Source organism: Amycolatopsis acididurans (assembly GCF_012328925.1).
GTDB classification, from domain to species: Bacteria; Actinomycetota; Actinomycetes; order Mycobacteriales; family Pseudonocardiaceae; genus Amycolatopsis_E; species Amycolatopsis_E acididurans.
In genome coordinates this window covers 37,600-56,894 of sequence record NZ_JAAXLS010000044.1, presented here as the reverse complement: position 1 = coordinate 56,894, position 19,295 = coordinate 37,600, and the positions used below count along the sequence as shown (strand labels likewise).

Annotated in this window: 20 protein-coding genes and 1 pseudogene; 10 read left to right on the top strand and 11 right to left on the bottom strand. The window is 70.2% G+C overall.

Translation table 11 applies throughout. The features are described 5' to 3' along the window. Positions 1-30 precede the first annotated feature (30 nt). From HFP15_RS34190 to HFP15_RS34170, 5 genes and pseudogenes are all read right to left on the bottom strand, one after another. Positions 31-810, bottom strand: a pseudogene (locus tag HFP15_RS34190) (class II aldolase/adducin family protein); the annotation flags it as partial. A 33-nt stretch (positions 811-843) separates the two neighbouring features. After that, entirely contained in the window at positions 844-1,584 is a 741-nt protein-coding gene (locus HFP15_RS34185; RefSeq protein WP_168521247.1) for an SDR family NAD(P)-dependent oxidoreductase, read from the bottom strand. Next, a complete protein-coding gene (locus HFP15_RS34180) occupies positions 1,581-2,384 on the bottom strand; it encodes an enoyl-CoA hydratase/isomerase family protein (RefSeq protein ID WP_168521246.1) in 804 nt (267 codons plus the stop codon). The genes HFP15_RS34185 and HFP15_RS34180 overlap by 4 nt, the downstream gene beginning before the upstream one ends. Beyond that, a complete protein-coding gene (locus tag HFP15_RS34175) occupies positions 2,381-3,142 on the bottom strand; it encodes an enoyl-CoA hydratase/isomerase family protein (protein ID WP_168521245.1) in 762 nt (253 codons plus the stop codon). The genes HFP15_RS34180 and HFP15_RS34175 overlap by 4 nt, the downstream gene beginning before the upstream one ends. Next, a complete protein-coding gene (locus HFP15_RS34170) occupies positions 3,139-4,515 on the bottom strand; it encodes a phenylacetate--CoA ligase family protein (protein ID WP_168521244.1) in 1,377 nt (458 codons plus the stop codon). Before HFP15_RS34170 ends, HFP15_RS34175 begins: the two co-directional genes overlap by 4 nt. 165 nt (positions 4,516-4,680) lie before the next feature. On the opposite strand from HFP15_RS34170, the gene HFP15_RS34165 reads away from it, so the two are divergent. The 6 genes from HFP15_RS34165 to HFP15_RS34140 all read left to right on the top strand — a co-directional run bounded on the left by HFP15_RS34165 (position 4,681) and on the right by HFP15_RS34140 (position 9,349). Next, positions 4,681-5,304 (top strand): TetR/AcrR family transcriptional regulator, encoded by a 624-nt coding sequence (locus HFP15_RS34165; protein WP_168521243.1) that lies wholly within the window; start codon positions 4,681-4,683, stop codon positions 5,302-5,304. Between the two features lie 513 nt (positions 5,305-5,817). After that, positions 5,818-7,092 (top strand): aromatic ring-hydroxylating oxygenase subunit alpha, encoded by a 1,275-nt coding sequence (locus HFP15_RS34160; RefSeq protein WP_246272283.1) that lies wholly within the window; start codon positions 5,818-5,820, stop codon positions 7,090-7,092. Further along, positions 7,089-7,586, top strand: coding sequence for an aromatic-ring-hydroxylating dioxygenase subunit beta (locus tag HFP15_RS34155; protein ID WP_168521241.1), 498 nt, complete (start codon positions 7,089-7,091; stop codon positions 7,584-7,586). Before HFP15_RS34160 ends, HFP15_RS34155 begins: the two co-directional genes overlap by 4 nt. A 13-nt stretch (positions 7,587-7,599) precedes the next feature. Next, complete coding sequence (locus HFP15_RS34150; protein WP_168521240.1) at positions 7,600-7,815, top strand: hypothetical protein; 216 nt, start codon at positions 7,600-7,602, stop codon at positions 7,813-7,815. Next, on the top strand, positions 7,812-9,077 hold the full coding sequence (locus HFP15_RS34145) for an FAD-dependent oxidoreductase (protein ID WP_168521239.1): 1,266 nt from the start codon (positions 7,812-7,814) through the stop codon (positions 9,075-9,077). Before HFP15_RS34150 ends, HFP15_RS34145 begins: the two co-directional genes overlap by 4 nt. Further along, entirely contained in the window at positions 9,065-9,349 is a 285-nt protein-coding gene (locus HFP15_RS34140) for a ferredoxin family protein (protein WP_168521238.1), read from the top strand. Before HFP15_RS34145 ends, HFP15_RS34140 begins: the two co-directional genes overlap by 13 nt. A gap of 17 nt (positions 9,350-9,366) precedes the next feature. Here the strand turns inward: HFP15_RS34140 and HFP15_RS34135 are convergent, their stop codons facing one another. Genes HFP15_RS34135 through HFP15_RS34120 form a run of 4 tightly spaced genes read right to left on the bottom strand, consistent with a single transcriptional unit; the run spans position 9,367 to position 13,122 of the window. Beyond that, positions 9,367-10,665, bottom strand: coding sequence for an MFS transporter (locus HFP15_RS34135; RefSeq protein WP_168521237.1), 1,299 nt, complete (start codon positions 10,663-10,665; stop codon positions 9,367-9,369). 31 nt (positions 10,666-10,696) lie between these two features. After that, on the bottom strand, positions 10,697-11,542 hold the full coding sequence (locus HFP15_RS34130; protein WP_168521236.1) for a sugar phosphate isomerase/epimerase family protein: 846 nt from the start codon (positions 11,540-11,542) through the stop codon (positions 10,697-10,699). After that, the gene (locus tag HFP15_RS34125; RefSeq protein WP_168521235.1) at positions 11,539-12,339 is read right to left on the bottom strand and encodes an SDR family NAD(P)-dependent oxidoreductase; all 801 of its coding nucleotides are present in this window, start codon (positions 12,337-12,339) and stop codon (positions 11,539-11,541) included. Before HFP15_RS34125 ends, HFP15_RS34130 begins: the two co-directional genes overlap by 4 nt. Positions 12,340-12,369: 30 nt before the next feature. Beyond that, positions 12,370-13,122: an alpha/beta fold hydrolase gene (locus tag HFP15_RS34120; protein WP_168521234.1), complete on the bottom strand. Its 753-nt coding sequence runs from the start codon at positions 13,120-13,122 to the stop codon at positions 12,370-12,372. A 110-nt stretch (positions 13,123-13,232) separates the two neighbouring features. Between HFP15_RS34120 and HFP15_RS34115 the strand changes: the two genes are divergently transcribed. Then, complete coding sequence (locus HFP15_RS34115) at positions 13,233-14,138, top strand: LysR family transcriptional regulator (protein ID WP_168521233.1); 906 nt, start codon at positions 13,233-13,235, stop codon at positions 14,136-14,138. Between the two features lie 85 nt (positions 14,139-14,223). Continuing rightward, a complete protein-coding gene (locus HFP15_RS34110; RefSeq protein ID WP_168521232.1) occupies positions 14,224-14,652 on the top strand; it encodes a DUF6314 family protein in 429 nt (142 codons plus the stop codon). A gap of 3 nt (positions 14,653-14,655) precedes the next feature. Here HFP15_RS34110 and HFP15_RS34105 read toward each other — a convergent pair whose 3' ends face one another. Continuing rightward, complete coding sequence (locus HFP15_RS34105) at positions 14,656-15,870, bottom strand: NADH:flavin oxidoreductase/NADH oxidase family protein (RefSeq protein ID WP_168521230.1); 1,215 nt, start codon at positions 15,868-15,870, stop codon at positions 14,656-14,658. 39 nt (positions 15,871-15,909) lie between these two features. On the opposite strand from HFP15_RS34105, the gene HFP15_RS34100 reads away from it, so the two are divergent. Continuing rightward, a complete protein-coding gene (locus HFP15_RS34100; RefSeq protein WP_168521228.1) occupies positions 15,910-16,836 on the top strand; it encodes an aldo/keto reductase in 927 nt (308 codons plus the stop codon). 9 nt (positions 16,837-16,845) lie between these two features. After that, positions 16,846-17,724 carry an IclR family transcriptional regulator gene (locus HFP15_RS34095; RefSeq protein ID WP_168521226.1) on the top strand — a complete coding sequence of 293 codons (879 nt, stop codon included), beginning with the start codon at positions 16,846-16,848 and terminating at the stop codon, positions 17,722-17,724. A 7-nt stretch (positions 17,725-17,731) separates the two neighbouring features. Here HFP15_RS34095 and HFP15_RS34090 read toward each other — a convergent pair whose 3' ends face one another. Continuing rightward, positions 17,732-19,291: an FAD-dependent oxidoreductase gene (locus HFP15_RS34090; RefSeq protein WP_168521224.1), complete on the bottom strand. Its 1,560-nt coding sequence runs from the start codon at positions 19,289-19,291 to the stop codon at positions 17,732-17,734. Positions 19,292-19,295 lie beyond the last annotated feature (4 nt).

The following is a 19,295-nucleotide window of genomic DNA, read 5'->3' as shown; positions in this document are numbered from 1 at the left end:
TCATGGCACTCCTTCGGGCCGTGGGGCGGGTCAGTCGAGGACGTCGGGCTGGTTGCGGACGATCTCCTGATACAGCGGCTGGAAGCTGAACCACGCCGCACGGGGCGTGCCCATCGTGTCGCGCACGGCTCGTGCGTCTTCCGGTTCGGCGGGCCGCGGCGGGCCGGCGGATTTGGCGAGGAACTGCACATGCGCGCTGTGCTCGAACGCGATGAACCACCACGCGGCCTCGTCCACGCTCCGGCCGACCGTCACGACCCCGTGGTTGCGCAGCACCGCCGCGCGGTGCGGGCCGAGATCCTGCGCGATCGCCTTGGCCTTGAGGTCCTCCAGCGTCACGCCGGTGTGCTCGTCGTGGATCACGTGGTCCTCGAAGAACATGCAGCCTTCGTTGGTGAGTGGCTGAAGTGGACGGTTCATCGCCGACCAGGCGGATCCGTACACGCTGTGGGCGTGCGCGGCCGCGACCACGTCCGGCCGCGCGGCGTGCACCTCCGAGTGGATCCGGAACGCGGCGGTGTTGAGGATCCCGTCGCCCTCCACGACCCGGCCGTCGTGGTCGACCAGGATCAGATCCGACGCGCGCATCGCGCCGAAGTGCAGCCCGAACGGGTTGACCCAGAACCGGTCGGGATACTCGGGATCGCGCGCGGTGATGTGGCCCGCGACCCCCATGTCGAAGCCGAACCGGGCGAAGACCCGCAACGCGACGGCGAGCCGCTGCTTGCGGTCGAGCCGTTCCTCCTCGACCGAGTCGAAAACGCGCGGTTCGGCGAAAATCATCGTGCTTGGTGCTTGCGTCATGGCGAAACTCCTTGCTGACGGTGACGATTCGCGCGGCGGCTACCCGCCGAGCCCCATGCCGCCGGAGACACCGAGCGTCTCCGCGGTGATGTAGGAAGCCTCCGGGGAGGCGAGGAAGGCGACGGCGGCCGCGACCTCCTCCGGTGTGCCGAGCCTGCCGAGCTGGGTGCCGGCGATCATGGCGGCGAGCGTCGCGGCGCCACGCTCGCCCCGGTCCCGGATCGCCTGCACCATCGGGGTTTCCGTCGGTCCGGGCGCGACACAGTTGGCGGTGATGGTGAACCGCGCGTTCTCCCGTGCGATGGACTTGGTGAACCCGGTCAGCGCCGCTTTGGTCGTGGCGTACACGGCGTTGGCCTTCGCCCCGATCCGGCCCGCCTCCGAGGTCACGGTGACGATGCGGCCGTACCGCCGCGCCTGCATACCGGGCAGCACCGCCTGCGTGCAGGCCAGCACGCCCTCGACGTTGACCGCCAGCATCCGGCGCCAGCGCGCGGGCTCGATGTCGGTGAACCACCCGAAGTCGTCCAGACCGGCGTTGTTGACCAGGACGTCGAACGGCTCGCCGCCCAGTGCCTCGTGCACCGCCGCGGGGTCGGTGACGTCCAGCGGCACCGCGCTCCCGCCGATCTGTCCCGCGGTCGTGGCCGCGCCGTCCGCGTCGATGTCGGCGACGAGCACACCGGCGCCCTCGTCCGCGAGCCGCCGCGCGATCGCCGCGCCGATCCCGCTCGCGGCACCCGTGACCACCGCGCGCTGCCCCGCGAAACGGCCGGTCATCGGCCGGTGAAGAGCGGTTCGCGGCGCTCGATCACCGCGGCCAGGCCTTCGCGCGCGTCGGCGGTGCCGGACAGTTCGGCGACGGTGCGCGCCTCGTCGGGCAGCGCGTCCTCGACCGAACGGCCCACGCCGTCCCACATCAGGCGTTTGGTCGCCGCGATCGCCTTCGGGGCACCGGCCGCGAGCGTGCGCGCGAGGTCGAGTGCCCGTTTGCCGAGTTCGGCGTCGGGCACGACCTCGGTGACGATGCCCAGTTCGAGCGCCTGGTCCGCGGTCAGGCGCGGATTGGTCAGCACGATCTCCATCGCCTTGCGGATGCCGACGATCCGGCTGAGCGTCACCGTCGTCCCACCGTCGGGCGCCATTCCGACGGTGGTGGCCGCGGGCAGGAAACGAGCGCTTTCGGTGGCGATCACGAAATCCGCGGCGCACACCAGCCCGAACCCGCCTCCACCGGCGGCGTACCCGTGCACGGCGGCGATCACGGGGGCCGGCAGCCGGATCATCGCCGAGACCGACACCTGCAGCCACGACGTGACCTCCCGCAGATAGTCGGGCAGCGCGGCGCCTTTCGACGCGAAGTCCCGCACGTCCCCGCCCCCGCTGAAATGCTTGCCGTTGCCGCTGATGATCAGCGCGCGCAGGCCGGGTGTGCGGTGACAGGTCATCATGGCTTCGTGGAAGGAACGCAGGAACTCCACGGACATGCCGTTGGCCGCGTCGGGCCGGTTCATGCGCAGGGTGGCGATCCCGTCGGCGATGTCGAGCAGGACGTCGCCTTGCGCGATCACGGGAGTCATGTGGTCGCCTTTCGTCGGGTGAACGCGCCGAAGGCCGCCTGGCCCTCGGCCTCCAGGTGGTCGAGTACGCGCGTGGTCTCGATCGGCAGCCCGTCGGCCAGCGGACGTTCGAGGGCCTGGCCGACCAGGAACTTGCTGTGTGCCAGCGCCGCGGGCGGGTTGGCCAGCAACCGCGCGACCAGCGCGTCGACCTCCTCGTCGAACCGGCCGGGTTCGGCGGCGCGGTAGGCCAGCCCCCACGCAACCGCTTGCGCTCCGGTGATTTCGTCGCCGGTCAGGATCAGCCCCATCGCGCGCTGGCGCCCGACGATGCGGGGCAGGCGCTGGGTGCTGCCGCCGCCGGGAACCTGACCGAAGCGGCTGTGGATGTCCGCGATCCGCGCGTCGGTGCGCACCACCGCGATATCGCAGGCCTGCATCAGCTCGAATCCGCCGGCGACCGCGTGCCCGTGCACTGCCGCGACCACCGGAACGGGCACGGACGTGATCGTGGTCAGCGCACGCCGGAACTCGGTGAACAGCTCGGCCATCGCGGCGCGGCCCCGTTCGTGCAACTCGGCGAGCGCACGCACGTCTCCGCCCGCGCAGAAGTCCGCCCCGGCGCCCCGGATCACGATGACCCGCACCTCGTGCGCCAGTGTTTCGACCGCGGTGGCGAGCTCGCGCGCGAGTCCGACGGTGACCGCGTTGCGGGCCTGCGGCCGGTTCAGCAGGACGTGCCCGACCGGGCCGTCGACGCGACAGCGGACGTCGCTCACGTGGTCACCGCTGTCGTCACCGGGCCCAGATCGACCAGTGGCGCCACCGCGGCGAACTCTTCGACGGTGAGCACTCGTCGCGCTTTGCCTTCGTAGCGGGGAAGTTCCTGTGTACCCGCGGCGATGACGGGCAGCCCGATGCCGAGCCGGTCGCGCAGCCCTCCGGCCAGTTCGGACACGACGGTTTCGCGCAGGCCGTCGGCGATCTCGACCACGACCGTGGCCTCGGTGGCCCGCAGGCCGTCCGGATCCTTGTCCACGACCAGCTGCCAGCCCGCCCCGGTACCCACCGCGGCGCACACGACATCCTCCACTTGGGACGGCATCACGAGACTGCCGCGGACCTTGAGCACGTCGTCGCTGCGGCCGGAGATCCAGGCGATCTTCGGATGTCCACGGCGGCCGCACGGGCAGTCGTGGGCGTCCGGGGCCCAGGACGTGAGGTCGCGGGTCCGCCACCGCACCATCGGCGAGCCTTCCCGCCGCAACGTCGTGACCACGAGTTCGCCCAGCACGTCCGGTTCGGTGATCGGCTGCCCGGATTCGGGGTCGATGATCTCGATCAGATAGTGATCCGCCCAGACGTGGAACGTGCCCTGTTCCCGCGAGTACGCACAGGTGCTCGCGACGAACGGGCCACCGAGTTCCGTTGTGCCGTAGGTATTGTGCGGGCGGAAGCCGGGCGGCATCGCCTCGGACAGCCGGGCCATCGCCGCGGGACTCATCGTCTCGCCGCCGAAGATCCCGACCCGCAGGCGCCAGTCCGTCGCCGGATCGATACCCGCTTCCCGCGCCCGTTCGACGAGCAACAGGCCGAAGGTGGGCGTGCAGGAAATGACCGTGACGCCGAGATCCCGCAGGCGCTGCACGGCCAGCGACGTCCGTCCCGGCCCCGCCGGGAACGCGGTGACGCCGACCTGCTCGTAGGCGCGGTCGAGGGAACTGCCCCCGATCCACAGCCCGTATCCGTAGCACTGCCAGGCGATGTCTTCGGGCCCGACGCCCATCGCGGTGAGGTTCCGCGCGCCCAGTTCGCCGATGTTGGCGAGATCCTGGCGGGTGAAGGCGATGTTGCACGGCAGCCCGGTCGTGCCGGTGGTGGCGTTCAGCCGGACGATGTCGGCGAGCGGCGCGGCGCGCACTCCCCAGGGCTGCAGGTCGCGCAGCTGCTCCTTGTCCATGAAGGGGACGGCGGCGAGGTCGTCCGCCGTGCGGATCGCGGCCACGTCGACCCCCGCCTCGGCGAACCGGTCGCGATAGTGCGGCACGTGCAGGGCGGCCCGCAGCGTGTGGCGCAGCCCGTCTTCCTGCAGGCGCCGGATCTCGTCCGGCGCGGCGGTTTCGAGCGGCGGAGACCAGTAGGTGGTGGTCACGGTTGGCCCCTTTGCCAGTCAGTCGGAGTTAATCAACCGATCGTTCGGATAGTAGACTGGCATCGGCCGCCCGATTCCGTCAAGCCTCAAAACCGGAACCGGGGCCGCGGCTATCGTTGACCGGTGGGTGCCGGGCTCGTCGGCGCCGAACGAGGAGGTACAGCTTTGGGGCGCGTCAGCAACTCGGTCCGCCCACCGTTCCGGCTCGACGAAATCGTGGACATCGCGGTCAGGGCGTTCCTGGAGCACGGCTACGACGCCACCTCGATGAGCGACCTCGCGAAGGCCGCCGGCATCACGAAATCGAGCTTCTACCACCACGTCAGTTCCAAGGAGGAGCTGTTCGAACTCGGCGTCGGGCGCGCGCTGGACGCACTCTTCGGCGTGCTCAAGGAGCCCGAGGCGCTGAGCGGTCCCGCAGCCGACCGCGTGCGGCACATCATCCGGCAGATGGTCAAGATCATCACCGCCCGGCTGCCGGAGGTCGCGCTGCTCGTCCGCACCCACGGCAACACGCCGGCCGAAGAGCGCGCGATGCGCCGCCGCAAGCAGTTCGACCAGGCCATGACCGCACTGGTCGAGCAGGCCGTCCACGAGGGTGGGCTGCGGTTGACGATGGATCCGGGGCTGTTCTCCCGGCTGGCGCTGGGCGCGGCCGTGTCCGTGGTCGAGTGGTACCGGCCGTCCGGGCGCGTCTCCGCGGACCGGCTGACCGACGCGGTCGAAAGCCTGATCTTCGACTCCCCCGTCGCCGCCCCCGCGGCCGAGCCCGTCGCCGGGACGCACTGAGCGGCGGCCCGTTCGCCAGGAACGGCTGAACGGCGGGCTCCTCGTCGGGAAGCTGCCGCGCGGCCCGTTCGGGGTGCACTGGCGGGACCGCTCGCTGAGTGCCGCTGAGTCGAGCCCCGTTCACGAGGCGCATGCGTTGCCGCCCGCCGCCGCGCCGCTGAATCAAGTCCCGTTCACGAGGCACTGCCCGGCCGCCCGCTCGCCACCGGCCGCCGGCCGCCGCCGAGCCGGAGTCCCGTTCGCGCGGCGCGCCGCCCGCTACGCCAGGCGCCGCCGGGCCGAGTGACGTTCGCGGGGCGCCGCCGGACGAGGCCCCCCTGAGCCGGGCCCCGTTCCCGACGCCGCTCGAGCCGCGGCCCGTCCGCCATTTCCGCCCCGATCCAGCCGGTTCGCGATCACCCCTTGAAATAAACCGATCGTTCGGTAATTATATGAGCAGCCCGAGGCGGCGTCGCTCGCCCGGCGCCCTCGTCTTGGTGATGCCCCTCCCGGCACCGCTCGAAGGAGATGCTGATGACCGCGCCCACCGTCGGACGCCCGGACTACGCCCGGCTCATCCAGGCCGACCGGGTCCACGGATCGCTTTACACCGATCCCCGGATCTTCGCCGACGAGCTCGCCCGGATCTGGTACCGGACCTGGGTCTACGTCGGGCACGAGAGCGAAGTGCCCGAACCCAACGACTACGTGGTCAAGAACATCGGGCCGCAGTCGGTCATCATGACCCGCGACCGGCACGGCACCGTCCACTTGCTCCTCAACCGCTGCAGCCACCGGGCCAACCAGTTGTGCGAGGCCGCGCGTGGCAACACCGGCGCGCTGCGCTGCCAGTACCACGGCTGGACCTTCGGCACCGACGGTTCCCTGCTCGGCTATCCCTTCCGCCAGGGCTACGACGGCAACGAAGCCAAAGCCTCACTCGGACTGGGCCGCGTCACCAGGGTCGACTCCTACCAGGGATTCGTCTTCGGCAGCTTCGCCGCGGACGGCCCGACCCTGCGTGAACACCTCGGCGCCGCGACCGACGTACTCGACCGCGTCGTCCGCCTGTCCCCCGAGAACGAGGTGCGGCTGACCGCGGGCTGGCTGCGGCACGAGGTGCGGGCCAACTGGAAAATGCTGGTGGAGAACGAAACCGACGGCTACCACCCGCAGTTCGTGCACGCCTCGATCTTCGAGGTCGGCCAGAGTCACGTGGCCGCCATGTACAGCGAGAAGTCCGCCGCCACGGCACGCGATCTCGGCGGTGGGCACACCGAACACGACCTGCGGCCGCAGTTCCGCGCCGAGGACGTGCCGTTGGGCTGGTTCGGCACGACCGTGGACCGGCTCCCCGACTACGTGCGCGCGATGCGGGAGGTGCACGGGGACGCGACGGCGCGGGAGATCCTGGTCGACGGCTCGCCGCACGTGATGATCTTCCCGAACCTGTTCATCGCCGAGATCCAGATGTTCGTCATCCAGCCGCTCGCGGTCGATCACACGATCCAGCACGTGACGCCACTGCAGTTCAAGGGCGCCCCGGATCTGAACAAACGACTCCTGCACCAGGTCAGCGGTTCCGTGGGGCCCGCGGGATTCCTGCTCGCCGACGATTCCGAGATGTACGAGCGCAACCAGCGCGGTGTCGCGAGCCGGGTGCCGGAATGGCTCGTGCTGCGGCGCGGCCTGCACCGCGAACGGGCCGACGCCGAAGGGCATCTCGCCGGCGCGGCGACCGACGAGACGACGCAGCGCGGAATCTGGCGGCATATCAAGCATCTGATGACGGAAGGCGAGCAGGCATGACGGCGTCCACCACCACCGGCGCGATCACGGCACGGGAGGCGGCGCAGTTCCTCTTCGCCGAGGCACGCCTCGCGGACGAGTGCCGCTACGACGAGTGGGAAGCGCTCTGGACCGACGAAGCCCTGTACTGGTTGCCGGCGGGTCCCGAGTCGGTGTCCGATCCGGACAATCACATCTCCGTGATCTACGACAACCGCTCCCGGATCGCGCTGCGTGTCGCCCAGCTCAAGACCGGGAAACGGCACTCACAGGACCCGGCGAGCAAGGTCGCTCACCTGGTGTCCAATGTAGAAGTCGTCGGGACCGGCGAGCACGGCACCGAAACGCGTGCCACGTTCATCGCGGTCGAGTCCCGGCTGCGCGGCCTGACGACCTGGGCCGGGTCCGTCCGGCACTCACTGACCAGGGTCGATGGCGAGATCCGGATGTCGCGCAAGGTCGTCCTGCTGGTCAACCGCGACCAGCCCATTCCGACGATGTCCTTCCTGATCTGAGCGGGAGCCTGCCATGCACGTCATCGCGAACGAGTTCGCGTCGGTGACCGTGTCGATCGACCACGAGGGCAACGACACCCGTCTGTGCATTGTGGACAACAACACCGGGCACACCGCCTATTTCGACGCACTCCTGCTGGAGACACTGGCCTGGGCACCGGAATCGGTCCTGCGCAGACTGCTCGATCCGTCACTGCACAGGTGGTCGTCCGAGGCGGGTGCGCAATGACGCACGTCGCCGTCGTCGGCGCGGGGCCGTCCGGGATCTTCGCGACCACGGCACTGCTCAAGCGCGACGACGTCCGGGTCGACGTCTTCGACCGCACCCCGACCCCGTTCGGCTTGGTTCGTTACGGCGTCGCCCCGGACCACCTGAAGATCAAATCGGTGGTCCGCACGCTGCACAAGACGATGTCGGACCCGCGCGTGACGTTCCGGGGAAACGTCACGCTCGGCCGGGACCTGACGCTGGACGACCTTGACCGCGAGTACGCGGCCGTCGTGCTCGCCACGGGCGCACCGCGGCCACGGCGGCTGGGCATCCCGGGCGAGGACCTCCCCGGTCACGTCAGCGCGGGCACACTCGTCGACTGGTACAACGGCCGCCCCGCCGCGGGCCAGGCGGCGCAGGCCCGGCGCGTCGTCGTCATCGGGGCCGGGAACGTCGCACTCGACATCGCCCGGGTCCTGCTCCGCGGCGGCGGGCTGGCCCATACCGACGTCACCGACGCGGTTCTGCATGTGCTGAACCGGAATCCGGTCCGCGAGGTGCGAGTACTCGTCCGCGGCGGCGTGGCCGATACGAAGTTCACCCCGGCCGAACTGCTCGAACTGGACAAGCTGGCCGACCTCGACATCGTCGTCGACCCCGGCGAGCTGACGCTGACCGAGGACGACCGCGCACGCTGTGAGACGGACCGGACCGTGGCGGCACGGGTCGAGGCGTTCCGGCGGTGGAGCACCCGTCCGCGGACCGGGGCACCTCGCAGCCTGACCTTCCGGTTCCGGCAGGCGGCGGAGGAACTGACCGGAACCGGCCGCGTCGAGCAGGTGCGCTTGCGCGGCGGTGAACGCGTGCCGGCCGATCTGGTCGTCAGCGCCATCGGCTACCGCGGCGAACCGCTGGCGGGCGTGCCGTTCGATCCGCGGCTGGGCCGCATCCCGCACGTGCGCGGGCGAGTCGGCCCGGGCCTGTACGTCACCGGCTGGGCGAAGCGGGGTCCGTCGGGGGTGATCGGCACGAACAAGGCCTGCGCCATCGAGACCGTGGAGGGCCTGCTCGCCGACCTGCCCGTCGACGACCGGGAACCCGGCATCGACGCCACCCTCGCCGCGCACGGCACCCGGGTCGTCACCTGGCGCGGCTGGCTGGCGATCGACGCGGCCGAGATCGCACTCGGCGCGCAGAACGACCGCACCCGGACCAAGATCGCCGATCTCGCCCGACTGGTGGAGATCGGCACCGGAGGAGGACCGACATGGCTTACGTGATCACCGAGGGCTGCCTGGACATCATGGACCGCAGCTGTCTGAACCAATGTCCCGTCGACTGCATCCAGCAGGGCGGGCGGATGCTCTACATCAACCCGGACGACTGCATCGACTGCGGCGCCTGCGAATCCGTGTGCCCACAAGGCGCGATCTTCTTCGACGAGGAACTTCCCGCCGACCGCGAACGCTTCCGCGACATCAACGCCGGCGTCTTCGCCCTGGGACTCGAGCCGGGCGCCGATCACCCCGTCGTGCGAGGGCTTCCGGGCTGACGCACCGGTTCACCGGCTCAACGCTTCCCGTCGCCGAGCACGTCAGAGCCTGTCGGGACGCTGTCGCGCCGTTCATCGGCGACCGGGACCGGCGTCCGCTCGCGGATGGGCAGGAGCAGGAACACACCCAGCAACGGGCCGACCGCCAGTACGGCGAGCGCGAGGAACAGCGAACCGGTGGCGCTGAAAACCGCGCCCACCGCGATCGGCGCGAAGACACCACCGAGCTGCCACGCGGTGTTGGCGAAGCCGAAGGCCCCGCCGACGAACCGCGGATCCGCATACTGCGGCACGGTCGAGTTCGTCAGCACCGTGTAGCCGTAGACACCGAGCCCGAGGAACGGCGCGAGCGCGAGCATCACCGAGTAATTCCGGAGGAGCCCGAACACGATCAGGATGATCACGAAGTACCCGCTGAGCACCATCAGGTGCGCCTTGCGTGTGCCCCGCACCCGGTCGGACAGGAAACCCACCAGCGGTTTGACGCCGATGGCCGTGGTGCTGACGATGACCATCACCAGCGCGGCCTTGCCTGCGGAGAGGCCGAGCGCCTTGACCATCAGCGAGTTGCCCCACGCCAGGAAACCGAGCGTCGCCCACTGCATGCCAAGGCCTGCCGCTGCGAGCGAGAGAAGGTTGCGGTTGCCGACCATCGCGCGGAGACCGAGCCGCCCGCCCGATGCCGAAGCTTCGGCGGCGGGTTCGACCGGGGATGGCGGATTGTTCCGCAGGAATGTCCAGCACACCGCACCGATCGCGATGGTCAGCACGCCGAGCACATAGTAGACCCCGTTCCAATGCAGTTTCGCCAGCAGCTCCGGAATGGAGGCGTTGGCGATCACGCTGCCCAACGCGGTCGAGGTGATGTACAGGCCGAAGGCCGTGCCACGGTCGGCAGGCGGGAACCAGCGGCTGATCAGCTTGGTGAAGGACGCGACGTCGGCGCCACTGACGAGTCCGATGAGGATCTGGAGCGCGATCCCCACGCCGACGTTCGTCACGGTGCCGAACGCCAGCGTCAGCAATCCCGCCGCCACCAGGGAGATTCCAGCCGCCATCCGGCCACCGATGAGGTCGGCGACGATACCGCCGGGGATGTTGGTGACGACGTAGCCGATGGACAGCGCCGTGGCGAAGATACCGAGCTGCGCCACGGAAAGTCCGAGGGAATGCGAGGCATCGATCGCGACCACCGACCACGCGGTGCGGTTGATGTAGATGAGTGTGAACGCCAGCCAGCAGATGGCGAGGATCACCCAGCGGTAGCCAGAGGTGGCCGGCAGGGCTTCGCCGGGAGACGACTCCGTGGTATCCATTGTGGACCTCCTTGTCCGGTACGTCGATGTGTCAGCGCAGCAGGCCCCACTCGCGCAGCTGAGCCGCGTTGTGGTGCAAGGCAGCGCGTGGTTCGCGATCGAGGCTCATGTCCTCCACGGACACCCAGTCGCGGTAGCCGCGCTGGTCGAGGAGTTCGAGAACATGGGGTACGTCGACTTCGCCGTCCTCGAGCGGCGTCCAGTCCGGCCGCCATCCGCCTCCCGGCGAACGGAAATGCGCGGCGTTCTTCAGGTGCACGTGCCCGAGATGGTCGCCGAGCAGGTCGAGCGCGATCTCGTGCGCTTCATAGCCTTCGAAGACGAGGTTGCCGAGGTCGTAGATGACACCGACGTGGGAAGGGGCGAACCGCGCGACCACCCGGTGTGCCAGCGCCGCGCTGGAGCAGATGGTGTTGTGGTGGATCTCCAGCAGCACTCGGATGCCCGTTGCCCTCGCGGCGGCCTCGATTTCGCCGAAGAACGCGACGGTTTCCTCGTACAGCACGGAGTACGGATTGTGCGTACGGGAGATCCTCGGCGCCTGCACCCGGATCTGCGGAGCACCCGCAGCGGCAGCCATTTCACAGGCCAGGCGCAGCGTGCCGGTGTCACCGACTTCGATGTACGGCGCCAGGCCGACGATTTCGAGTCCTGCCGCACGGGTTTCCCGTGCCACCTCGGCGGCCGCCGCCACGTCGAGTGGGATGGTCGAGCGGTGATTCACGAGAAACGGGTGCGCCGGTGTGGCGTCCCGGATGCTGCCGGGCCTCGGCTCGACCCGCCATTCGATGCCGCCGAACCCGGCCGCGGCGATCTCCGCGACGGCTTCACCGATGTTCAGGCTGGGCAGGGAGATCGTCGCGACGCCGAACTTCATCGCCGTTCCGGGTGTTCGACGGCAAGCGGGGTTCGCGGGAGCGGCGCGAGCTGCGCTCCACCGCAGACGTGCAGGACTTCGCCGGTGATGAAGGACGCGGCCGGCGAGGCGAGGAACGCTACGGCGTTCGCGACGTCGCGGGGTTCGGCCATGCGCGGGAGCGGCGTGATCGCCTGGTACTGCTCCATCAGGCGGCGCATCTGCTCGTCGTCACGGTCGTAGCTGGTGAAGTCGGATTCGATGAAACTGGGCGCCACGGCGTTGGCGGTGACGTTGTACTTCGCCAGTTCGGTCGCGAAGGACCTGGTCATGCCGACGATTCCGGCCTTCATGGTCGTGTAGGCGACCGGGCCGCCGGAAACCCAGTTCCGCGAGGCGATGTTGACGACGCTGCCGCCGTTCTGCGCCTTGAAGAAGCCGAGCACCCGGCTGACGAGAATCGCCGGGGCACGCAGGTTCACGTCGCTCATGACGTCCCAGGCTTCGGGGGTGAGCTCGGACAAGGTCGAGCGGCGGTTCACCGCGGCGTTGTTCACGACGATGTCGAGACGGCCGAACCTCTCGCCCACCTCGCGCGCCAGTGACTCGATCGAGTCGACGGAGCCGAGATCGGCCGTGACGCTGTGGGACGGGGCGGCGAAGCGCGCGCGGAAGCCCGCGACGGTCGCGGCTGCGGCGTCCGCGTTCACGTCGGCCACCACCACGGCGACACCGTCTTCGAGGAGACGCGCGGCGATGGCGCTGCCCAGTTTCCCGGCGCCGCCGGTGACGATGGCGACGCGTTGCGGGTCGGTCATGTGCTTTTCTTTCCTTTCGAGAACGTTCGGTCAGCGGAGCCAGTCGGCGATCGCGGCCACGACCTCGCCGGGATACTCGTGATGCGTCCAATGACCGCCCGGCAGAACCCGGATGTCAGCGTTGGGCAGGCTTTCCCGCGCAAGTTGCGCGCGTTCCCCGTTCCGGTAGAACGCGAGAACCGGCACGGGAAAACCGGCGAAGAACGCGGTGGTCTGCGTTTGGAAGTGCAAACTCTCCGGCGCGAAAGCGAAGTCGATGAACAGATCGCGAATCGCTTCCGGCGTGGCCGATACCGGCCCGCCGGTGCGCGGCAACGGGCTGGGCCCGGACTTCAGGAAGTGCTCGGCTGCGACGGTGACGGGGTCTTCCCGCCACAGCCGCTCGGCGAGCGCCTCGATCCGTGCGTGGTCTTCGTCGGCAAGCCCGAACGCCGGATCGATGACGACCAGACCGGCCACGAGCTCTGGTTCCTGCCGAGCCAGGAAAGCCACGACCTCGCCGCCCGCGGAATGCCCGACAAGCACGACGCGGGTGAGCCCGAGCCGCTCGATCAGGGCACGGACGTCGGCCGCGACCTGTGGGAGCCGCATTTCCTTCCCCTGTCTGGACGCGCCGTGCCCGCGCAGGTCCACGGCGACGGCGGGAGCGATGCCGCACAGGCCTTCGACGACCGGGTCCCAGTCCGAACGCGACCGGGCCCAGCCGTGGACGAGCACGAACGTGAACGGCGCGGGCGCGCCGCGGAACTGCTCGAAAGCCAGCTCGATGATCTCGGCGTTCATAGGGTCCTCTCCGGGAAACTTCTGCGCCCTCAGATCGTCAGCTGCCAGCGGGTATTTAGCAAATGCCCATCATCGGCGGTACCCATGCCCACAAGGCATATCATCACGGCATGTTTGAGTTGCGTCAGCTCGACTACTTCCGCGCGGTGGCCGAGTTCGGCTCGATCTCCCGCGCCGCGGCCGCCCTGCACCTCACCCAGCCCACGCTGAGCAGGCAGATCGCGCAGCTGGAGAAGAACCTCGGATACAAGCTGCTGCGCCGCACACCGACCGGCACCAAACTGACCGTCGTCGGAGAAGGCCTGCGCACCCACCTGCTGTCGATCTTCGAACTCGTCGACCGCGTCCCGGAGGTGCTTCAGTCCGCATCGGCCGGCGGGCACCTCGTGCATCTCGGAGTGCCCTCCGGGGTTCCGCACGGATGGATCGAGCAGTACCTGGCATCGGTAGCCGCGGTGGCGCCGGAAATCCGGTTCGCGATCGTCGAGGCCACCAGCGAGGAACAACGCCGGATGCTGAACACCGGCCTGCTCGACCTGAGCCTGATGCACACCGAACCGCCCGAGCTGCACGCGGAAATGCTGTTCCGGCAACGCCTCGGCTGCGTTTTCCGCGAGGACACCCTCCCGGTGGACCGGACCGAGATCGACGTCACCGACCTCGCGGGCCTGCGTGTCATGGCACATTCGTCCAAAGGCGAAGAGATCAGCCTGCGCTCTCTCGCGGCCGCCAGCGGCACGCAGGTCGGCTGGCTGTTCCGCGCCTTTTCCGAACACAGCGAGCTGATCGCCAAGAGCTCCGGTGTGGACGCGGTCCTGATCGGCAGCGCGTCGGCCCGCAAATGGTTTCCCGATTGGCCGTGGCTTCCGCTCAACGACCAGCGCCCCGAGCACTGGATGCGCACCTGGGTCGCGTGGGCGAACACCGACACCAAATACAACGACGTACTGCTGGATTGCATGCGCGAAACCGCCCGGGTGCACCGGACCGATCCGACGTACGTGGCGGACGCCTGATCAGGTGGGCACGCCATCTCTCGCGCGCAGCAGGTCGGCTGTTAAATCTGCTCGCGAAGACGATCACGCGGTAGCCTGACCGCCTGTGGACGACACCTCCCGGCTGTTCGCCGCCCTGGCCGGGGACTGGACGCTGGCCCGCACCCTGCCCGGCATCGGGCGGGTTCGCGGCACCGCGCGGTTCAGCGCGCTCGAACCCGCGCTCCTGCACTACCGGGAGGACGGCACCTTCACGCTCGACAACGGGCAGGTGCTCGAGGTCTACCGGGAATACCACTACCGGCTCGAACACGACCGGATCCGCATCTGCTTCGCCGACCCTGGGCCGCCACGAACCTTGCACGTGCTGCGGCCGGGCGGCACCGGGTCCGCGTCCGACGTGCATCTCTGCGGGGAAGACACCTATACGGGACAGTACGAGTTCCCCGGCAACGACCGGTTCACCGTGCGGATGCACGTGACGGGGCCGCAAAAGGACTACTCCATCCACACCGTCTACGACCGCGCCGGCTGAGGGTCACGTCCGCGCCTCGAGCCAGGCCCGGTACCGCGGCACGAGGGTCGCGCGCCGTCTGCGGTCGAGGCGGAGCGCCGCATCCGGGTCTGTGGCCTCCGGCGCATGGCCGCGCGCCGCGGTGCGGCGCAGGAGCAGCCGCACCGCGGCCTGCTTCGCCGCCGAAACCGCCGCCTTGTCGCGGGCCGCGGAAGGCGGCAGCGGCGCGGGACCCGGACGACCCGCCACCCAATCCCGAGGCAGCGACGGGCGTTGCGCGAGCGCCGTGCCCAGCCCCACCACGGCGACACCCGCGTCCAGGATTTCGCGCGCACCCGCCGCGGTGCGGATCCCGCCGGTGAGCATGACCGGCATCGGCGCGGCGGCGAGGACTTCCCTTGCCACGTCGAGGAAGTACGCCTCGCGCGCGAGGGTTCGCTCGTCCAGCCCCGCGCCGTGCATGACCGGTCGCTGCGCGCTTCCTCCGGACAACTCCAGCAGATCCACCGGCTCATCGGCCAGCAGCCGCACCACTCGCAGCGCGTCCTCGCGGCCGAAACCGCCGCGCTGGAAGTCCGCGGTGTTCAGTTTGATCCCGAGCGCGGCTCCGGCGGGCAGTACCGCGCGCACCGCTCGCACGACGTCCAACAGCAGCCGGGCGCGGTTTTCCAGACAGCCACCCCACCGGTCCGTGCGCCGATTCGCCAGCGGCGAGAGGAACTGCGAGAGCAGATACCCGTGCGCGGCGTGGATCTGCACACCGGCGAAGCCCGCCTCCACGGCCCGGGCGGCCGAGGCGGCGAACATCCCGGTCAGCGCGCGGATCTCGTCCTCGGACATCGCCGACGGCACCGCGAAGCCGTCGCCGATGCCCACCCCCGAGGGCGACCACGCGACGCCGCCGAGATCGGCACGCACCTGCCTGCCCGGGTGGTTGAGCTGCATCCACGCCACCGCTCCCCCGGACCGAGCCGCCGCGGCCCACGCGCGGAACGGCTCCAGCGGGCTACGCGCGTCCAGCACGACCCCGGCCGGACCGGTCACGGCGCGGGCGTCCACCATGACGTTGCCGGTGATGAGCAGACCCGCACCGCCGTGGCTCCACGCCCGGTACAGCTTGCGCAGCCGGTGATCGGGAAGCTGCCCGGGCCCGGCGAGGTTCTCCTCCATGGCGGCCTTGGCGATCCGGTTGGGCAGCACGGCCCCGCAGTGCAGCGACAATGGCGCGAACAGATCCATGTATTGCACGATAGGCAACAGGTTGTGCATGATGCAATCATGCAGAAACCCGATTTCCCGCTCGTGCTGGGCGGCAACGTGTTCGGCTGGACCGCGGACCGCGAGACGTCGTTCGAGGTGCTGGACGCCTTCGTGGAGGCGGGCGGCACCCACATCGACACGGCCGATTCGTACTCGCAATGGGCGCCGGGCAACGAGGGCGGCGAATCCGAGACCATCCTCGGCGCGTGGCTCGCCGACCACGGTGCCGGCACCACGATCGCGAGCAAGGTGGGCCAGTCCAAGCACCGGCCGGGCCTGGCCCCCGACAACATCCGCGCCGCCCTCGCGGACTCGCTGCGGCGCCTGGGCCGCGACTCGCTGGATCTGTACTACGCGCATTTCGACGACGAGGACCGCCCGATCGAGGAGATCGCGCGCACGTTCTCGCGGGTGCGTGAGGAGGGGCTGATCGGCGCGATCGGCGTCTCCAACTTCAGCGCCGACCGCATCGCCGCCTGGCTGCAGATCGCCGAGCGCGAGGGCTGGCACGCGCCGACGGTGATCCAGAAGGAGTACAGCCTCGTGGAGCGCGGTATCGAGGCCGACATCGTCCCGCTCGCCCGCGAGCACGGCCTGAGCGTGCTGACCTACTACTCGCTCGGCCGCGGCTTCCTCACCGGCAAGTACCGCGACGACACCCCGGTGGCGGACAGCCCGCGCGCCGGAATCGCGGCGGGATACCTGGACGACCGCGGCCGCGCCGTGCTCGCCGCGCTCGACGACGTGTCCGCCCGGCACGGCACCGTGCCCGCCGCGATCGCACTCGCGTGGCTGGCCACCCGCCCCCAGGTCGGCGGCGTCATCGCGTCGGGGCGTAACACCGCGCAGCTGAGCGACATCCTCGCCGCGGCGCGGGTCCGGCTGAGCGCCGACGACGTCGCGCTGCTGGACCAGGCATCGGCGCCGGTCGCGACGCCGCACTAGGATCCGGTTATGGTCCAGCCGCTTCCGCAGGCCACGCATTCCGGCCAGAACGTGATCACCGCGTTGCGGCGTGGGCTGGACATCCTGGACATGTTCCGCGCCGACCGCCGTGTGATCGGCATCGGTGAGATCGCGGTCGAGCTGGGCATCCACAAGTCCAGCGCGTCCCGGCTGGCCGCCACGCTCGCGTCGTCCGGCTACCTGGTCGCCGCGTCGGCGGGCAACTACACGCTCGGCCCTCGGCTGGCCGCGCTGGGATCGCTCGCCGCGTCCCGGCAGGATCTCACCGCGGTGGTGACGCCGTTCCTCGCCGAACTCGTCGAGCAGACCGGGGAAACCGGCCACCTCGCCGTGCTCGACGGCACGACCACCAAGACGGTCCAGGTGGTCGACGGCTGGCACACGGTGCGCATGCATTCGTGGGTCGGCAAGGTCGCGCCAGCGCACTGCAGCTCGATGGGCAAGGCGCTGCTGGCCGGCCTGTCCGACGACGAGCTGTCCGCGCGCTACCCGGAGCAGGGCCTGCCGTCCCGCACCCGGCACACCATCGAGACGGTGCCGGAGCTGCGGCAGGAGCTGGCGCGTATCCGCCGCACCGGCGCCAGCCTCGACCACGAGGAGCTGGAGCTGGGCCTGCGGTGCATCGCGGCCCCGATCTTCTCGCCCGAAGGCACCGTCGACGCGAGCATCAGCATCTCCGGGCCGGCGCAGCGCCTCAGCCGGGAGCGGATGAACGTGCTGGCACGCCTGGTGCGCTGGCACGCCTGGCGCGCGAGCGTCGCGCGGGGCGTGCTCGCCGTGCCCGAGGGCTGGCCGCCCGCGCCGTCCGAGCAGCCGCCGCCCCCGGACTGGGTGGACCAGTCCGGGGCGCGGGCCACGGGTTCCTGACGGCACGTCAGCGGGAGACGTCGAGCCCCGCGAGGTAGCCGAACGTCATGCCGACCGCGAGCGTCGCACCAGGCCCCGGATAGCCGTCACGGGTCCAGAACGCCGCCGCGTTGCCCACGGCGTACAGGCCAGGCACCGGGTTCCCGTCGCGAGTCAGTGCGCGGCCGCTGGTGTCGGTGACGGGTCCGCCCTTCGAGCCGATCACGCCCGAGTACACGCGCATCGCGTAGTACGGCGGGCGGTCGAGCGGGCCGAGGCACGGGTTCCCGTCCTGCCACGGGTCGCCGTAGTAGGTGTCGTAGGCGTTGTCGCCGCGGTGGAAGTCGTGGTCGGTTCCCTCGGCGCAGAAACCGTTCCAGCGCTCGATCGTTTCCGTCAGCCCTCGCGCGTCGACGCCGATCTTGCCCGCGAGCGTGGCCGGGTCGTCCGCGGTGACGATGTGTGCGGGCAGTCCGCCCGTCGCGGTCAGGCCCGGCAGCGAGTAACGCTCGCGGAAGCCCTCGTCGAAGATCAGGTACGCGACACCGTCGTGGCGGTGCATCGCCTTGCCGAACTCGTTGTAGGGCAGGGCTTCGTCGAGGAATCGCCGTCCGCGCCGGTCGACCAGGATCTGCCGCGGGGCGCCGCGCTCGCGCACCAGGCCGCGCGGGTACGGCACGCCGTCCACGACGTCGCCTTCCGGCTGCGCCATCGGCATCCACCAGCCCTCGCCGAGGTTGTCGGTCGGCAGGCCCAGTTTTCCGGCGACGGCGAGGGCGATCCCGGTGTCGCTGGGCGCCGAGGCCGACACCCCGAGCCGTGACGGCAGCAGCCGCGAGCGCAGATCGTCGTCGGCGTCGAAACCGCCCGTGGCGAGCACGACAGCCGGCGCGCGGATGGTCCGCTCCCCCACGACGACACCGGTCACGCGCCCGTCCTCGGTCAACACCCGCTCCAGCGCGGCGCCGGTCCACACCGTGGCCCCGGCCCGTACCGCGCCGTCGAGCAACGCGGCGACCAGGCCGACGCCGCCGGTGCGCACCCCGTCCGCCAGCCGGGCGGCGAGCAGCGCGTGATCGATGTTCTCCGGGTAGCGCCACCGTTCCCACTCGGCGTGCGTGATGGGGCTGTAGCCGGGCGGCCGCCGGACCATCCGCACCTGCGGCACCAGTTCGTTCAGGTCGATCGGCCCCACGTCGAAGCAGCGGCCGCCCTTCGTCGCGCCCGCGTAATCCTGGTGGTAGTCGGGATAGTTCGGGCAGACGACGAACCGGTGCGGCGAGTTCTTCTCCACGAAGGTCGCCATCGCACGCGCTTCCCGCACGAACGTCCGGATCATCGGCTCGTACCGGGTGTCGAAGATCTGGTCGAGGTAGGTGTTGGCGTTGTCCTCGGAGTCGCCCGCGTTCTCCGGCCTGCCGTTGGCGGGCAGCCACACGCGGCCGCCGGAGAGCGCACTCGTGCCGCCGATCTCGCTCGCCGACTCGATGACGAGCGTGCGCGCGCCGTGCGTGGCCGCGGCCAGCGCGGCGGTCAGCCCGGCGGCGCCGCTGCCCGCGACGACGACGTCGAATTCCGTTTCAGGCATCGGC

Coding starts and splice junctions, on each gene's coding strand:
- HFP15_RS34185 (WP_168521247.1), bottom strand. CDS start 1,584: ATGACCGGCCGTTTCGCGGGGCAGCGCGCGGTGGTCACGGGTGCCGCG.
- HFP15_RS34180 (WP_168521246.1), bottom strand. CDS start 2,384: ATGACTCCCGTGATCGCGCAAGGCGACGTCCTGCTCGACATCGCCGAC.
- HFP15_RS34160 (WP_246272283.1), top strand. CDS start 5,818: ATGACCGCGCCCACCGTCGGACGCCCGGACTACGCCCGGCTCATCCAG.
- HFP15_RS34155 (WP_168521241.1), top strand. CDS start 7,089: ATGACGGCGTCCACCACCACCGGCGCGATCACGGCACGGGAGGCGGCG.
- HFP15_RS34150 (WP_168521240.1), top strand. CDS start 7,600: ATGCACGTCATCGCGAACGAGTTCGCGTCGGTGACCGTGTCGATCGAC.
- HFP15_RS34145 (WP_168521239.1), top strand. CDS start 7,812: ATGACGCACGTCGCCGTCGTCGGCGCGGGGCCGTCCGGGATCTTCGCG.
- HFP15_RS34140 (WP_168521238.1), top strand. CDS start 9,065: ATGGCTTACGTGATCACCGAGGGCTGCCTGGACATCATGGACCGCAGC.
- HFP15_RS34135 (WP_168521237.1), bottom strand. CDS start 10,665: ATGGATACCACGGAGTCGTCTCCCGGCGAAGCCCTGCCGGCCACCTCT.
- HFP15_RS34130 (WP_168521236.1), bottom strand. CDS start 11,542: ATGAAGTTCGGCGTCGCGACGATCTCCCTGCCCAGCCTGAACATCGGT.
- HFP15_RS34125 (WP_168521235.1), bottom strand. CDS start 12,339: ATGACCGACCCGCAACGCGTCGCCATCGTCACCGGCGGCGCCGGGAAA.
- HFP15_RS34120 (WP_168521234.1), bottom strand. CDS start 13,122: ATGAACGCCGAGATCATCGAGCTGGCTTTCGAGCAGTTCCGCGGCGCG.
- HFP15_RS34115 (WP_168521233.1), top strand. CDS start 13,233: ATGTTTGAGTTGCGTCAGCTCGACTACTTCCGCGCGGTGGCCGAGTTC.
- HFP15_RS34105 (WP_168521230.1), bottom strand. CDS start 15,870: ATGGATCTGTTCGCGCCATTGTCGCTGCACTGCGGGGCCGTGCTGCCC.
- HFP15_RS34100 (WP_168521228.1), top strand. CDS start 15,910: ATGCAGAAACCCGATTTCCCGCTCGTGCTGGGCGGCAACGTGTTCGGC.
- HFP15_RS34095 (WP_168521226.1), top strand. CDS start 16,846: ATGGTCCAGCCGCTTCCGCAGGCCACGCATTCCGGCCAGAACGTGATC.
- HFP15_RS34090 (WP_168521224.1), bottom strand. CDS start 19,291: ATGCCTGAAACGGAATTCGACGTCGTCGTCGCGGGCAGCGGCGCCGCC.